We start from the raw sequence: 16413 nt of genomic DNA on the forward strand, positions 1-16413 counted from the left end.
TATGGCAATTTTTGATACAACAAACCAAGACTTTAAAGATAACTACAAACTACTAATAGGATCAGTCGTTCCAAGACCGATTGCAGTTGTTTCAACTGTAAATGAAGATGGATCAAGTAATATTGCACCTTTCTCATTCTTTACTGTGGTAAGTGCAAATCCAATGATCATAGGCTTCACTCCAATGATTCGTTCAAGCGATGGGGAACAAAAAGACACTCTTAAAAATATTCTTCGTCAAAAAGAATTTGTCGTAAATTTTGTAACTCAACATAATTATGAAAAAGTAAATCTATGTTCAACTGAACTACCTCATGGTGAATCTGAATTTGATTTCGCAAAGCTGACAGAGTTAGATTCTGAAGTTGTTACACCAAAGAGAATGAAAGAATCTCCAATCCATTTTGAATGTAAACTCAGAGATACTTTAAGCTACGGTGATGTGCCAGGAACTGGAACATTTGTAACAGGTGAAGTCGTTAGAGTTCATGTTGAAGACGAACTTCTAGATCAAGGCCGTATAGACCAAGACAAGTATGCTCCAATGGGTAGAGGTGCTGGAAATGACTGGATCGTCTGTGATCACAGAGTACAAATCGAGCGCCTAATGAAGGCACAAATCCAAAAATAACTAATAATTTCAAGCCCTTATGGGCTTGAGTATTATCTATACACCCCTAGTAAATTTTCCAAATTTGACCATTTGAGCAGCATTTTTCGTTAATATTCCTGTGATCACACTTTAAATGAGAAGAGGAATACCTATGAAACGACTACTACTTACAGCTATTTTACTGACAAGCGCTACGGCCCAAGCAGATCTATTTGATAACCTAACTGCGAATTTAAACCTATCACCATCTCAGTCAAATAACTTAAGAAATGGACTGGCGTCTATCTTAAGCGGTGGAGGGAGTGGCTCTGTAAAAGAAGCTGAAAGATATAGTTTTAACAAATGTTTTGAAATGCTAAGAGTTGCAAAACAAGAGCAAATCAAAAGTGGTAAAAAGTTTATTAAAGCTGGTTATGCTACTGGAAAATTCTATTCTAATGTTATTGAAGGTGACTATAAACAGTTCCACGATAAAAATGAAGATATTAGTAAGTTTGGTCGCACTCTTATGAGAGGTGTATCTAACTTAGATAGTATTAGATTTAACAGCACAACTTCTGAAAAAGACGCTCCTCACCTTGATTACTATTGTTCAAGCTATATGGACATTGAAAGTGTATCAAAAGTAATTGTAGGAAATAAGGAATGTCGTAAAGTAGACCTAGCTTTAAATGCAATGGATGCAAATACAAAGAAAAGATACAAGGCATCTGCATCAAATTTTTTCTGTGAAGGTGAAAATATTGTGAAGACAGATTTTACTGGTAAGAAATACGACGTAATATATGAAATGAATGAAATTCAAGAATAAAAAAAGCCGCTCTCAGCGGCTTTTTCTTTATTTAAAACGTATAACCTAAACTTAGACCATATGTGAAATCATCAGAATTTCTATCTTCATAAGAAGAGTTTAAAAATGAATAGCCTGTCTCCACTTGAACATACGCACTATCGAAATCAAATCGTACTCCAGGGAGAACTAAGATAACTTCTGGAGACTGTTGTCCATCATAAGAAACCGTCGCACCATCTTTAAGAACTCCATCAACTTTATATTCCATAAATACTGTATTTAAGTAAAATAGCATCGATGGATTCACACGGTAACCAATATTTAACGAAGCTCCTAGAGACTTGGCCTTTAGATCTGTTGTATATACCGTTGAATCAGTATTTAAAGATCCATCTTCATGATAACCAAAACCAAACTCTCCTTGCACAGACATCTTTAAACCAACTGTCTTTCTATCTCCACCAATAAATTGATATTTTACTTTTAATAGGTCAGAAGTATCAGGATAAGTTTGTAGGCCAATATCTAGTCTTGGCAAGAGTCCAACATTCCCTTTGAAGGTAAGTAATGGCTCAGGTCCACTTACAGACTCATCAGTTGTTGTTCCGCTAATTATAAAATCATAGCCTTCTGCTAGATCAACATCATAACCACTAGCGACCCCTATTGCGACATCAAATTGTCCTAGTCCTCCTGTTGTCTCAGGTCCATCCATACGAGAAGTTGGAATATTGTAATCAAGTTGAGCACAACTTACTAAGGTAGATAAAACAAATAAGAAACTAAGATATTTCATAAACTCTCCTATAATAAATATGATTAATTATATTAGAATTTATAAAAATTTGAAGACGGAACTAAAAGGCCCGCTAAAAGCGGGCCCAAAGGTATTATTTAATTTTTAATTCTGAGTGAAGTTTTGCAAAAGTTTTTTCTTCACGGATAGCATACATAAGGTTTGCTTTCATACGCTCATCTCTTGTGTAGAATTCTTTTACTTGGTCAGCAGTTAGACCTGAAAGGCTTGCACTTTCTTCGATTTTTGCATCAAAGTCAGCATCTGTTGATTCAACTTCAAACTTGCTTGCAAGGTGATCAAGGATTAGACCAGACTTAACTTGGAAAAGAGCTTTTTCATCTAAGTCACCTGCCCACTTCTCAAAGTACTCACCTAGCATATCTTCAGTGAAACCTTGTTGCTTAAGGTTGTTAGCAAGGTCGTTCTTTAGGTGTTCTTTTTGTTGAGCAACCATAGTAGTTGGAACATCAAAGCTATTTTCAGAGATTAGTTTTTCAAGAATTTCTTGGTTTAACTTTTCAGCTGCTTGTCTTTCATTTTGCTTAGTTAGGTTTTCTTTTGTTTTTACTTTGAAATCTTCAACTGATTCAAATCCTAATTCTTTAGCTACTTCGTCAGTAAAATCTGGAAGTTTTCTTTCTTTAATTTCTAGAAGTTCAACGTGGAACTTAACATTTGCTTCTTTAAGCTCTTCTACGTGGTACTCAGATGGAAAAGTAACTTCTAAAGTTTTCTTTTCACCTGCTTTCATACCAACCATTTGATCTTCGAAACCTGGAATAAATTGTCCAGAACCGATCTCTAGAAGGTACTCTTCACCTTTCATATTTTCTGGTTTTTCACCATCAGCTTTTTCACCTTCGAAGTTCATAACTGCGAATAGTCCATTAGCTAGTGCTGTACCTTCAGCAGCTTCTACCATTTCTGCTCTTGGAGCTAGGTAGTTCTTACGTACTTTTTCAACATCTTCTTCAGTTACTTCAACAGCATCTTTTGTGAAAGAAAGCTTTGAGTAATCTTTAAGCTCAACAGTTGGGAAGATTTCAACTACTGCATCAAATGATACAGACTTTCCATCTTTGTAATCCATATTTTCAAAGTTAGGGTATCCAACTACTTTAAGATCTTCTTTATTAATTGCTTCAAATAATTCCTTTTGAACGAAACGATTTAGAGCATCTCCTTCAACCTGTGGACGGTATAGTTTCTCAACCATAGCGATTGGCGCTTTACCTTTTCTGAAACCTTTGATTGAAACTGATTTTTGTTTCTCTTTAAGAGCAACAGTAATTTGTTCAGTTAGATCTAAGTTTTCGAATGAAAAAGATAATTTTTTTGTGCAGTCATTAACTTGTTCTACTTTATAAGTCATGAATAAATCCTCACTTCGCTATGCGACAATATTAACATTATGAATAGCCGAAATTAGCTAGAATATGGCAAAAAGTCAATGAATATAAGGGGTTTCAATTGGCCTAATACTCAACCTTAACCAAAAATAGGCCCTGTGGAGGTGCGGTCGGAGCGACCTTTTCAGTACTTGGCTCAGTCAATTGTTTCACAATAACTTCTTTTGAAATCTTGCCTTGAGCGTACGACCAAATACTTGAAACGATCAGACGAACCATCTGCTTTAGAAACCCATTACCTGTGATTTCTAAGATCAGGACATCTTCTTGTAAGCCTGGACCATAGCTCATTTGACTCTCTTGTATTGCGCAACTAGTCACTCTTCTAATTGTCGACTTTACGGGAGTACCTTTTGTGGAAAAGCCTTCGAAGTTATGCTCACCAATAAAAAGCTGGCAAGCTTCATTTAACTTATCGAGGCTCAGTTGCTTTCCTAGATAGGTCACATAGTTTTTCAAAAACGGATTTGATTCTCTTTTAAGAGAAAATACATAGCGATATGTCTTACTCTTTGAATTGAATACTGGTTGAAAATCTTCAGGGGCAAACTCGGAGTCAATAACTCTAATTTCCTCTGGTAACTGACTATTTAATGCACGCATTAAAGCTTTTGGATCAATATCAATAGCAAGAGTTATACGAGTAACTTGATAGACAGCGTGAACACCTGTATCTGTTCTTCCGCAACCTACAACTTGTAACTCATCCGATTTTGAAATTTGCTTTAAAACTCTTTCGATCTCACCTTGAATACTTTGTTGGCCAATTTGTTTTTGCCAACCAAAGTAATTAGTTCCATCGTATGAAAAAGTAACTTTATAGATACTCAAAGTTGAAACCTATCCCAAAAGACATTCCACTTACGCTAAAGTCTTCTCTTTTAAATCCTGAAATATCCATGGTTTTGGCCATGAGGCTAATGCTCATATCACTAACATCACTGAACTTTTTAAGATCCATTCCAAAGTTTGGGAAGATATTATAAATTGAAAAATCAATTGAAGCAGAAGCATTATAACCATAACCTACTTGGCGAATATCTTTATCATCATCGCCTTGCTCACGGTCATCTCTGTTTTGCCATATTGGAGCAACCACAGCTCCACCTTGTGCTGTTATTGATACTTTCTTTCCAAAATTTAATTTTGCCCCAAGGTTTAAATCAATTGGAAATAGCCATAGGTTAAACGTTGTACGAGAAAGAGAGCCGTCTCCAAACTTTCCTTTTCCAGAGTTGAATGAAACTCCAAGATTTCCTTGAAAGAAAGTAGAGACAATATTTCGTTGAAAATATTTTCTATAGTTAAATGTTAAGTAACCAGCTTGAACAGAGTCAGCCGCGGAGTCATCACTTTGGAAAGTCGACTCAAAAGTTCCCGTGCTATCAGCGTAGTCAAAAGTATCGTAGATATACGTAAAGCCAATTTGAGTATCAGCTTTCTGATACATATCTCTTAATAAGTCTTCTGTTTTATACTCAACATATGAATTCGGACTTGGGTCTATCAGAATTGAACCTTCATCAGTAGCTGTTTTTAGCCACTCTTTATCTTGCGAGTTCATTACTGCATTTTTTAGCTCTTCTTCAGTATACTGCTGAGGTGTTGAACCAAATACATTTGGAAATGAGTTCTTATCCTCTTCTTCACTTGTACCGTTATCATTTTCATAAGGAGAAGTTGATGAGTCTAACTCACCAGGTAGAGGTTGATTAAAATCAACAGAGAAACTCTTCCCACTAACAACTAATAATGTACAAATTAAGAGTTTTTTAAGACTCGCTTTCTTCATCTTTTTCTTCCCAGTCGAATAGTTCAACTTTAGTATCCTTATTAAAAATATTATACACTAAACATCCAACAACATAGGCAGTAATCAGCACAAAAATCATTAGTTGCTCGTAAATAAGGATTAATACTAGAATGAGAAGAATTAATGCAAGGACCTTGCGGCGATTTTTTCTTACGTAATCCGAGTTTTTAAACGAATTAAACGGAATATTTGAGATCATTAGTAGGGAATAGAAAATTACATATGCAGCAGCGTAATAACTTTGATACTCACCAAAGTTAAACTCCAGCGTTACCATTATAAATCCAATAATCGCAAGCGCTCCTCCTGGAATTGGAAGACCTTGGAAATAATTAGATGGAACCTTATTAATATTAGCATTAAATCTTGCAAGTCTTAGAGCACCACAAAGTAGATATAAGAATGAAATCACCATTCCCGGACGACCTAAGTTTTGAAAGAACTTAAAATAGATAATTAAAGCCGGCGCCATCCCAAAAGAGATGACATCACTAATTGAATCAAATTGTTCACCAAATTGAGACTGAGTACCAGTCAAACGTGCAACTCTCCCATCAACACTATCAAAAATTGCACCTAATAGTAGAATCATACATGCAGGATAAAACATTCCCTTCATGGCCATGATAATTGATGCGAAACCGCAGCCCATATTTAAAGCAGTAAATATATTAGGTAAGAAAAAAGTTAGTTTATGTGGTTGTCCGTCATATCTAGTCATTTGAATTCCTTTTATTCTTCTAAGTAGCGACCTACTATCGTTTCTCCACCCCTAACCTTTTCATTAACGGCCACGAGGAGTTCAGAGTTTTCAACTTGCATCTTGACGGTAGCACCAAATGGATAAAAGCCAATATCAACTTGCCTTCTTCCTAGGTCTCCCGGTAGTACAATTAACTCTGGGTCACGTTTAAAAAATGAATTTATAAAATACAATCTAATCTTTCTCTCATTAGAGTCTTCTAACGTAACTTTTGTTCCAAAGTCTTTATCTTTGAAGATCACGTTATTTACTCTCGCTGAAATTGGTAAATATATCCCATATCCACTCAATAGTCCCATTCTTATTGATAACTCTGAAACGTCATTAGAAATTTTATCAATACCAATAACCTTTCCTGTTACAGGCGCATAGATAGAGCCACGAGTTGTAACTTGGTCTTCTTTGAATGAGCTCAATTTTCTTCTAAATAAGAAAAGAAATAATCCTACAATAACAAAGAAAAATAAGAATAAATAAAAGCCGAATAATAGTAATAATAGAAATGCTACTACTATAATAAAGTTGATTGTGGACTTTGATAGATAAAATATTTTCACTTTAATAATTTATCAATATTCAACTGACATGTCATACTAAGACTTTTTAAATTCGACGTGAAGAGGTCGAAAATAGTATGGCCTCTGTCTCATTTTCTCACTTACAACTTTAGCAAAGATTGAGGCAGGATTCTTACGAAGAACTTCTCTTGTATCCCCTTCGCAGCGATCAGAAAGCTCATTTTCTCCATGAGTATATAAAAGCGACTTATCCACAATACCCGAGCAAAACGCTTCAAATTCTTCTTGTGTCAGAAGCTTTTCATTATCATTTGTACGAATATAATACTCTTTTTTAAAAGCAGGGAACATCCAATGAGTTGAATTCTCTCCAAGAATACTTGGAATATCTGAACTGTAAAAAGAGTAAACTTCAATATCATCTAACTCAAAAATTTGAGCAAGGCCTTCCCCGACCCTCATTCCAGTATAAGATCCTGGGCCAGCAATTGAGATAAGACCTTTAATATGACTTATATCAAAACCGTTCTTTGAAAGTAGAGCGTGAATATTTTCATGAAGAACCTCAGAGGTCTTCTTAGTTTCAACAACAACATCTTCTATCCAAGAGAAGTTCTCATCAAGAATTCCAAAGTGCAGAAGATGTGATGTATCTATAAATAAGTAAATCATTAGAAGAATCGCGTAAAATCGTTAAATAATGCACCAATCATTAATAGTAATAAGATCGAGAGTCCAAATTGCTGAGCAATTTCTAACTTTCTTCTTGAAAGTGGTCCACCGTTAATCGCTTCTAAAATAAGAAAAACAATATGCCCACCATCTAATACTGGAATTGGGAAAAGATTAATAACACCAAGGTTGATAGAGATCAGCGCCATCAACTGGAAAAAATAAGAGATTGAAGTATTAAAAGAATCAGAAGCAACTTTTCCAATTGTAAGTGGCCCACCAATATTCTTTAGAGAAACCTCTGCCGTGATTAGCTTTTTAAAGCCTTCAAATGTTTTAACAACTCCATCCCAAGTACGATAAAAGCTTCTTGGAATTGCCTTAAAGAAATTCATCGGTTCAGTTGTAACATACTTCCCGGCAGCATAAATACCGTTGCTGTAAACACCGATTAGCTTAACAGTCACTCCATTTTCAGTTCTAACATCAGGTGTGATATTAAATTCTTTAATCTCACCTTTTCTGATAACTTTTAGTGAAGCTTGACCTTCGTTTTCCTGAATCTCACCTCTAAGTTCATCAAATGAATTAACCTCTTTTCCATTGACCGTAGTGATAATATCACCGGCCAAAAGACCTGCCTTATCTGCAGGAGACTTCATTTGAACACTTTTAACAACTAAGTCCATTGGGAAATAGTTATTAGTAAATAGGGCATGCTTAAGACCATTTGTTACATCTAAGTGAGTAACAGGTTTAGCATCTTTATCGAAAATTGGCTGACTAGTTTCATTATCAATAGACTTAATCGGATAAATATCTAAGTGACCACCCTCAACTGCTAATTCCTCTAGGCTGTAATCAATATTTGGCCCCTTCCCTTTTGAAACAATAAACAGATTTCCATCTGCTGATTTGACGATAGGAAGTAGTAAGAAAGGTGGATAATTAACCATCTCTTCAAAAAATTGCTCAGGTTTCATATCAACCTTCACAACTTCTTTCTTCCCAAGGCGAACAACTGTTAGTGAGCTAATATGCCCATCACTCTCCAGAACGATATCGCTAGGAGAAGTAACTAGATGCTCGTTTACTTTATTTACAATATCACCACTTCTAAAACCTAATTTATAAAAGCGAGTTTCTTTCGCTACATTTCCAATTTTAATTTCTGGAACTTTTTCTCCTGTCAGGAAAAGGGCAAAGAAAATAAAGAAAGCAAGGATGAAGTTAGCAAGTGGACCACCGAATACGATCCAAAATCTTTGCCATTTCTTCTTATGAATAAAAGAGAACTTCTTTTCTTCTTCAGAGATACCATCTTTATTGAATGGGTCATCCCCAAACATCTTAACGTAACCACCAAGTGGAATTAGTGAGATTGCGTACTCTGTATCACCTTTTTTCCATCTAAATAATTTTGGACCAAAGCCAATTGAAAAAACTTCAACTCTTACTCCAAAAAGTCTGGCAAATAAGAAGTGTCCTAATTCATGAAAAAATACTAGTGGCCCTAAAAATAAAATAAATATAACTATTTTCTCTAACATACTAACCCTTATAAAATTTTATAACTCAACAATAGTGTGTAAAACGGAATGACAAAAAGAAGACTATCGATTCGATCGTAAACTCCTCCGTGTCCAGGAATTAAATTCGAGCTATCCTTTACACCTATTTGTCTTTTCAATTTAGACTGAATCAAATCCCCGACCTGACTCAAAATACCTAAAATAAAAAAGATCAGTATATATTTTACCGCAAAATCGCCTATTAAATAATACCAAACTAAAGTTCCTAATAATCCTGATGTTGCAGCACCTCCAATTAGGCCCTCAACTGTTTTATTAGGGCTTACGGCCGCCCACAATTTCGTTTTTCCGAAGTTCTTACCAAAGAACCATGCGCCCGTATCCATCCCAAAGTTAAAAACTAATAGAATAATTACAAGAGCTTGCCAGTTGCTTCGATTAAGAAGTGAATGAAGATTAAGAAATGGGATCAAAAACATCACCATACTCAAGATAGTAACTCGTTTAAGTAAATTAACAAAATTCATCGACTCCATAGGAGAAACGAACAAGTAACCAATTAGAACAAGATTTAAAAGACAGCCAATAGAAGGAATTAAAAAACCTTCAAAAACATGAGGATTGTTCATCGCCCAGAATTGGATTCCAAGTAAGAAAACAAAATTAATCAGTGTGAAAATCCCTGTAACTTTAAGGGACAGAAAGTTTTTAGCAAATTCATAAAAGCAAGCAGCACTTACAACGATAAGTAATGCTTCAATACCAATGACTCCAATAGAATATGCTAATGCGACGATACCTATCATTACAATGGCAGATAGGACTCTTTTTTGAGTATTTGTCATTTTAAATCCGTTTAATTTATTAATCTAATATTCTTTCTAATCTTATTTTTAGAAGCAGCAAGCGATTCAGTCTCAGAAACTTGTCCAAAACGTCTTTCACGTTTTTCAACTTCATAAATAATATTTTCAAATTCTTTACTTGTGAAATTTGGCCACATTGTTTCTGTAAAATACAGCTCACCATATGCAATCTGCCATAATAGAAAGTTTGAGATTCTTTGATCTCCCCCAGTTCTAATCATTAGGTCGACATCACCTAACTCAGGGGCATGAAGAGCTTGAGAGATATTCTCCTCAGTCACTTCAATATCTTCAGCAATTAGCTTATTTACCGCACTTATAATTTCTGCACGTCCACCATAGCCAAAAGCAAAAGTTAATTTTAATCCTGTATTATCTTTCGACTCTTCTTTTAGTCGATTAATAATTTCAATTGTATCTTTAGGAAGTTTTGAAATATCACCAATAATATTAAATTTAATATTATTTTTTAAAACTCTCGTTCTTTCTTTAATAAGGAACTTCTTTAAAAGAAGAAAAAGAGTTCTAATTTCAGAAGGTGGGCGGCCCCAATTCTCAGTAGAGAATGCATAAAGTGTTAGGGCCTTAATCCCCATGTCGTCAGCTTTTTCTACGACATCACTAACAACAGAACTTCCACGCACATGTCCCCATACACGACGATGGGCGCGGTTCTGTGCCCAGCGCCCATTGCCATCCATTATAATTGCAACATGTTTTAATTTAGAAGTTTGAAAGTTCATCATTAATTCAAATAAAGATTAAAGAGTAAGAAGCTCTTTCTCTTTAGCAGCAATGATTTCATCAACTTGTTTAGTATACTTATCAGTTACAGTCTGAATTTCAGTTTGAAATTTCTTAGAATCATCTTCAGAAATCTCTTTTGCTTTTTCAGCTTTTTTCACAAGTTCATTTCCATCACGACGTACGTTACGAATTGCAATCTTACTATCTTCACCAATTTTTTTAATTTCTTTTACCTGCTCTTTTCTTGTTTGCTCAGTTAGTGCAGGGAAAGCAATTCTAATTAGATTACCATCGTTTGATGGGTTTAGACCTAAGTTAGCATTGATAATTGATTTTTCAATTTCACTGATAAGTGTTTTATCAAATGGTTGAATCTGAAGAAGTCTTGCTTCTGGAGTTGAAATTTGTCCAACTTGATTAACAGGAGTTGGAGAACCATAGTAATCAACAGTTATACCATCTAAAACAGAAGCTGATGCACGACCAGTTCTGATTTTTGTTAATTGATGCTTTAAAGAATCAATTGATTTTGACATACCAGTTTCTAATGATGATTTAATTTCATTAATCATAATATACCTCTTATAAATTATTTAATAACTTTAGTTCCAATGCTTTCACCAGCTACGGCCTTAGCAATATTACCTTTTTCAAACATATTAAATACCACAATTTCCATCTCATTATCCATACAAAGTGAGATAGCTGCAGAATCCATTACTTTAATTCCTTTATTTAATACGTCGATATATTTTAATTGATCAAACTTAACTGCGTCATCATATTTCATTGGATCTTTATCATAGATTCCGTCAACTTTTGTTGCTTTAAAAATTACCTGTGCGTCAATTTCATTTGCTCTTAAAGCTGCCGCTGTATCTGTTGTGAAGTAAGGATTACCAGTACCTGCTGCAAAGATAACAACACGTTTCTTCTCAAGGTGTCTCTCTGCGCGACGTCTGATATAAGGTTCACAAACTTCTTGCATATTAATAGCCGACATTACTCTCGTAAATACACCTTTTTGCTCAAGAGAATCCTGCATAGCAAGCGCATTTATGACAGTCGCCAACATACCCATATGATCTGAAGAAGTACGGTCCATACCTCTTGTAGCACCTGCTACACCACGGTGAATATTACCACCACCAACAACGATCGCAACTTCAACACCCATTGCGACTAGCTCTTTAACCTCTTCTGAAATTTGGTTAAGAACATCGTGAGTTACACCATAACCAGCTTCACCAGCTAAGGCCTCACCAGAAAGTTTTAATAAAATTCTTTTATATTTCATAAATCCCCAATAACACTACACTGTAATTGCAAAAAAAAAGGGCTTAAAAAAGCCCTTTCTCGTATTTAGTAATTAATTTTACTGTTGAGTCATCTTAGCAACTTCTTCCGCTAAGTTGTCTTCTTTCTTCTCAATCCCTTCTCCAAGATTGATTTTGTGGAAAGCAGTTACAGTAATGTCACCACCAACTTTACCAGCTACATCAGCAACAAGCTTCTTGATAGTAAAGTCTGGGTTCTTGATGAAAACTTGCTCAAGAAGACATACTTCTTTTGCTAGCTTACCAAGTTTACCTTTAACGATCTGATCGATCATGTTTTCAGGTTTACCTTCTTCTTTAAGTTGAGCACGGTAAACTTCTTCTTCACGCTTTTTGTAATCTTCATCGATATCATCAGCAGTTAAGAAAGAAGGTGCAGCAGCTGCAACGTGCATTGCGATATCTTTTGCAAGTTCCGCAACTTCTGGAGCATCAGCTTTATCAGTAGCTAGATCAACTAGAACACCGATTTTTCCACCGTGGTTATACGATCCAAGAACACCTGTAGTTTCAACTGCAGCAAATCTTCTTAGGTCGATTTTCTCACCACATTTCATAGTAAGTTCAGTTGATTCAGAGTTCTTAGCTTCTTTAAGTTCTTCAATAGAAGCTGGCTTATTTGAAAGAGTCCATGCAGCAACTGTATTAGCGAAACCTTGGAAATCATCACCTTTAGCAACAAAGTCAGTTTCACAGTTAACTTCAAGAATAACACCTGCGTTCCCTTCTACTAGAGATACTACAGTACCTTCAGCAGCAACACGGCTTGCTTTCTTAGCAGCAGTTGCAAGACCTTTAGTTCTTAGGAAATCGATTGCCGCTTCCACATCACCGTTAGTCTCTGATAGAGCTTTTTTACAGTCCATCATTCCTGCACCAGTTTTTTCTCTTAATTCCTTAACAGCACTTGCCGTAATAGCCATTTTTTACCTCGCTAATTATTTATTAATTATTCTTCTTCACCAGCTAAATCGATGTCGTTCTCATACTTAGAAAGAATTTCTTCTTCTAGTGCCTTATCAGTAACTTGGTTACCAGCAGACTTAGATTTACCAGCATTTGATGCAATTGCACCTGCAAAGTAATCTGAGAATAGAGTGATCGATTTGATTGCATCGTCGTTACCTGGAACAACGTAGTCAACACCTTCTGGATCACAGTTAGTATCAACGATTGCAACAACAGGAATACCTAGCTTGTTAGCTTCTTTTACAGCAATTCTTTCATTGTTTGGATCAACAACAACAAGAGCACCTGGAAGCTTTCTCATATCCTTGATACCACCAAGGTTTTTCTCTAGCTTTTCAACTTCTTTACCAACTTTGATTCTTTCTTTCTTAGTTAGTAACTCGAAGTCACCTGTTTCTTTCATCTTTTCAACTTTTCTTAGTTTATCGATTGAAAGGTTGATTGTTTTGTAGTTTGTAAGCATCCCACCTAGCCATCTGTTAGTTACGTAGTATGCACCACAAGATGCAGCAGCATTCTTAACAGTTTCTGAAGCTTGTCTTTTTGTAGCTACGAAAAGAATTGGCTTACCTTCAGAAGAAGTTTTCTTAAGGAAGTCATAAGCTTTTTTTGCTAATGGAATTGTTTTAGCAAGGTCAACAATGTAGATACCGTTTCTCTCACCAAATACATATGGCTTCATTTTTGGGTTCCACTTGTGAGTCTGGTGACCAAAGTGTGCACCTGCTTTTAAAAGATCATTAATGTTTAATTCTGACATACGAACTCCTAAGTTGGTTAATTACACTAACTCGAACCGAACGGACCAACCTTCGAGCAGTAGTTTATTTCGCGATATTGCGATGGTGCATTTTTAACACGATGACACTATGGATTCAATATTTTTTTGTAATATTTTTAGAGGAATTATTGGCCCTAACTTACCGAAAGAAAGGGCCTTTTGAATTATAGAGTTGGTGAACTTCCATCAACAAGAACGCGACGCGGCTTAGCGCCCTGAGCAGGTCCTACTACCCCGCGCTTTTCAAGTTCTTCAATAAGATTTGCTGCTCTATTGTAACCAATTCTCAATCTTCTTTGCAGCATAGAAGCTGACGCCGAGCGAGATTCCATTACGACTTTAACAGCTTCATCATAAAGAGAATCACCTGAACTTGATGAAGATGCAGGTGTGATATGTGAACCATAAGAGTATTCATCTGTTTCAACTTCACCACCATTCTCAAGAAATTCCATTGCTTTTTCATCGAATCCTGATTCAAGCGCTTCAAGTTTTTGAGTTAAGGCTTCGATTTCTACTTCATCTACATATGAAGAGTGAACACGCTGAGTATTAATACCGTGTTTGTAAAGCATATCCCCTTTCCCAAGAAGTCTCTCAGCCCCAATTTTATCAAGAATAGTACTTGAGTCAGTTCTTGAAGATACTCTAAAGGCAACACGAGTTGGGAAGTTAGACTTGATAACACCAGTAATAACATCAACAGAAGGTCTTTGAGTTGCTAGAACTAAGTGAATTCCTGCGGCACGTGCTTTAGCTGCAATACGTGCGATATTATTTTCAATTTCTTTACCGGCCTTAGTAAGTACCAGGTCAGCAAACTCGTCTACAATAATAACGATATATGGTAATTCGTAATCTTCGGCCGTTGTATCTTCATAGTGATGGTGAATCTTAGCAAGCATTTCTGGAGTTGCTCTCTTGAGTTTTTCATTGAATCCAGAAATATTTCTAACACCAAATTCAGCAAGAATTCCGTAACGACGATCCATTTCCTGACATGCCCATAAAAGTGCAATTGAAGCAGTTTTTGCATCAGTTACAACAGGCATTAATAAGTGTGGAAGTTTAGCATACAGGGCCATTTCAAGTTGTTTAGGGTCAATAAGAATTAATTTCATCTTCTTAGGAGACTTCTTAACAAGAAGTGATACAAGAAGTGAATTAATAAATACCGACTTACCTGCACCTGTAGCACCTGCTACAAGCATGTGTGGACAAGTAGCTAAATCGATAACAAAAGATTCACCAAAAGCATTCTTCCCCATCGCAATAGGCAGAGAATATTTAGCATTTTGGAACTCTTTAGAACTTAAAACTTCATCTAAATATATGATATCACGAGGATTTCTTGGGACTTCAACACCGACAGTATCTTTCCCCATCATTGCAGGAACAACACGAATAGGTGCTCCATAGAGTGCTAAGGATAAATCATCAGCTAATCCTGCAATCTTAGAAACCTTAACACCGGCCCCTGGTCTAAATTCAAAAGTATCAACAACAGGACCTTTTAAAACGTTAACAATTTCACCCTCAATCTTAAACTCAGTAAGCTTAGATTCAAGAAGTGTAATAATTTGCTCAAAATATGCCTTATCAGGCTCATTCGAAACCTTCTCAATCGTAGCCTCTGTAGCAGTATCAACAATATTAAAATATTGGTTATCACTAGAAGTATCTGCCATACGATTAAGCGGAGCAGTTACAAGAATCTTCTTAACTTGCGGCTCTCTAGGAGTATTACTATCAACATCCTCACTAGGATCTTCTTCTTCAACATCAGGAGCTGTACGAACGACTGTATTTGATTCATCAAATGAAGGTCTCATAATTTGTGGCTTAATTACTGCTTCTTCAATATCCTCATCATCTTGTTCAATATTGTCAGTTTTCTCTTCAACAACAGTCTTAGACTTTAAGATATTTTGTGGTTTAATTTTATTGAGAGAAGCAAATAAAGATCCCTCTTTCTTAGTCTCATCCTTTTCTTTATTATCGTCTTTTAGAATGCTATCCATTCTTTTTCGTAGACTATTATCATGCTCAATTTGCGCAACAGGTTTCTTCTTCTCAAATGGAGCAATGAGAGCTTGTTTGGCCTGAACCACTTTCTTAGGAGCGGCCTTAGTAAAATTAAATACTTTAATGATACTCTCTTTAAATCCACCTCTAAAAGTACCCAAAAGAAATAATCCAAAAGCGACACCGCTATAAATACCTAACCAAAGCGAAGTAAATGAATTTTTGAAAATATACTGTAGTCCAATTCCAAGAGCATCTTGAAATAGAAAAAATGAAATACTTCCAGCAAAGAAAAGTAATGGGAAAAAATTGAGGATATCCACCATATACTCTCTTCTGTCATATATAAATGTATGGCATAGAGCAAAAACGAAGAAAGGAATCAAAATCCAAGGCCCACTAAAGTAAGAGCCAAACTTAACCAATGAGAAAAAATAATAGCTAAGAATATTTCCTGAATTATTAGAAGTAATCGTAAAGTAGTTATCCGGTAGATCATTTCCAAAGTAAAAAGAAACAAATGAAAATAATGTTAAGATAGACAGGGTAACTAGTTGAGTTTTAAGGATATTTTTCTTCATATTACTATTGTATATGAAATGATAGTAAAGGCAAAAGAAAAGGCCGAAAAGCCTTATTTAAGCATGAATTAGTGAATTAAGAATTTTATGGCCACAAATAAAAAAAGCCAGATCCTAAGATCTGGCTTTTTATATAGAAGGTGCATCTTCCTAGTCTCACACCAAGTGACCCTGGCACTACCTTCGGCGCAAGCG

17 protein-coding genes are annotated in these 16413 nt (G+C 35.6%); 2 read left to right on the forward strand and 15 right to left on the reverse strand.

The annotated features are described in order from the left end of the window. Nucleotide 1 precedes the first annotated feature (1 nt). Nucleotides 2–631, forward strand: a complete 630-nt coding sequence (locus ACMAYS_RS13700) for a flavin reductase family protein (protein WP_392993628.1) — start codon at nt 2–4, stop codon at nt 629–631. Nucleotides 632–764: 133 nt separating this feature from the next. Then, nucleotides 765–1424 carry a hypothetical protein gene (locus ACMAYS_RS13705; RefSeq protein WP_103217591.1) on the forward strand — a complete coding sequence of 220 codons (660 nt, stop codon included), beginning with the start codon at nt 765–767 and terminating at the stop codon, nt 1422–1424. A gap of 31 nt (nt 1425–1455) precedes the next feature. On the opposite strand, the gene ACMAYS_RS13710 is transcribed toward ACMAYS_RS13705, so the two are convergent. The 15 genes from ACMAYS_RS13710 to ACMAYS_RS13780 all read right to left on the reverse strand — a co-directional run bounded on the left by ACMAYS_RS13710 (nt 1456) and on the right by ACMAYS_RS13780 (nt 16218). After that, nucleotides 1456–2202, reverse strand: a complete 747-nt coding sequence (locus ACMAYS_RS13710; protein WP_392993632.1) for a hypothetical protein — start codon at nt 2200–2202, stop codon at nt 1456–1458. Nucleotides 2203–2296: 94 nt separating this feature from the next. After that, nucleotides 2297–3577: a trigger factor gene (tig, locus tag ACMAYS_RS13715; RefSeq protein ID WP_103217589.1), complete on the reverse strand. Its 1281-nt coding sequence runs from the start codon at nt 3575–3577 to the stop codon at nt 2297–2299. Between the two features lie 103 nt (nt 3578–3680). Then, complete coding sequence (gene truA / locus ACMAYS_RS13720; RefSeq protein ID WP_412463464.1) at nt 3681–4445, reverse strand: tRNA pseudouridine(38-40) synthase TruA; 765 nt, start codon at nt 4443–4445, stop codon at nt 3681–3683. Then, nucleotides 4432–5406 (reverse strand): hypothetical protein, encoded by a 975-nt coding sequence (locus ACMAYS_RS13725; RefSeq protein ID WP_412463465.1) that lies wholly within the window; start codon nt 5404–5406, stop codon nt 4432–4434. The genes truA and ACMAYS_RS13725 overlap by 14 nt, the downstream gene beginning before the upstream one ends. After that, nucleotides 5387–6148: a CDP-diacylglycerol--serine O-phosphatidyltransferase gene (gene pssA, locus ACMAYS_RS13730; protein ID WP_103217586.1), complete on the reverse strand. Its 762-nt coding sequence runs from the start codon at nt 6146–6148 to the stop codon at nt 5387–5389. The genes ACMAYS_RS13725 and pssA overlap by 20 nt, the downstream gene beginning before the upstream one ends. Before the next feature lie 11 nt (nt 6149–6159). After that, nucleotides 6160–6606 carry a hypothetical protein gene (locus ACMAYS_RS13735; RefSeq protein WP_412463466.1) on the reverse strand — a complete coding sequence of 149 codons (447 nt, stop codon included), beginning with the start codon at nt 6604–6606 and terminating at the stop codon, nt 6160–6162. 177 nt (nt 6607–6783) lie between these two features. Continuing rightward, the gene (locus tag ACMAYS_RS13740; RefSeq protein ID WP_412463467.1) at nt 6784–7380 is read right to left on the reverse strand and encodes a hypothetical protein; all 597 of its coding nucleotides are present in this window, start codon (nt 7378–7380) and stop codon (nt 6784–6786) included. After that, nucleotides 7380–8930 carry an RIP metalloprotease RseP gene (rseP, locus tag ACMAYS_RS13745; RefSeq protein ID WP_103217583.1) on the reverse strand — a complete coding sequence of 517 codons (1551 nt, stop codon included), beginning with the start codon at nt 8928–8930 and terminating at the stop codon, nt 7380–7382. Before rseP ends, ACMAYS_RS13740 begins: the two co-directional genes overlap by 1 nt. Before the next feature lie 8 nt (nt 8931–8938). Then, complete coding sequence (locus ACMAYS_RS13750) at nt 8939–9757, reverse strand: phosphatidate cytidylyltransferase (protein WP_103217582.1); 819 nt, start codon at nt 9755–9757, stop codon at nt 8939–8941. Nucleotides 9758–9768: 11 nt separating this feature from the next. Further along, nucleotides 9769–10521 carry a polyprenyl diphosphate synthase gene (uppS, locus tag ACMAYS_RS13755; protein WP_103217989.1) on the reverse strand — a complete coding sequence of 251 codons (753 nt, stop codon included), beginning with the start codon at nt 10519–10521 and terminating at the stop codon, nt 9769–9771. Between the two features lie 18 nt (nt 10522–10539). Beyond that, nucleotides 10540–11097: a ribosome recycling factor gene (frr, locus tag ACMAYS_RS13760; protein ID WP_103217581.1), complete on the reverse strand. Its 558-nt coding sequence runs from the start codon at nt 11095–11097 to the stop codon at nt 10540–10542. 17 nt (nt 11098–11114) lie between these two features. Continuing rightward, entirely contained in the window at nt 11115–11822 is a 708-nt protein-coding gene (gene pyrH, locus ACMAYS_RS13765) for a UMP kinase (protein WP_021268728.1), read from the reverse strand. A gap of 78 nt (nt 11823–11900) precedes the next feature. Next, nucleotides 11901–12785, reverse strand: a complete 885-nt coding sequence (gene tsf, locus ACMAYS_RS13770) for a translation elongation factor Ts (RefSeq protein ID WP_103217580.1) — start codon at nt 12783–12785, stop codon at nt 11901–11903. Between the two features lie 26 nt (nt 12786–12811). Beyond that, nucleotides 12812–13591 carry a 30S ribosomal protein S2 gene (gene rpsB, locus ACMAYS_RS13775; protein WP_103217579.1) on the reverse strand — a complete coding sequence of 260 codons (780 nt, stop codon included), beginning with the start codon at nt 13589–13591 and terminating at the stop codon, nt 12812–12814. A gap of 185 nt (nt 13592–13776) precedes the next feature. Next, nucleotides 13777–16218, reverse strand: a complete 2442-nt coding sequence (locus ACMAYS_RS13780) for a DNA translocase FtsK (protein ID WP_412463468.1) — start codon at nt 16216–16218, stop codon at nt 13777–13779. Nucleotides 16219–16413 lie beyond the last annotated feature (195 nt).

Source organism: Halobacteriovorax sp. RT-2-6, from assembly GCF_047085025.1.
Lineage (GTDB): Bacteria > Bdellovibrionota > Bacteriovoracia > Bacteriovoracales > Bacteriovoracaceae > Halobacteriovorax_A.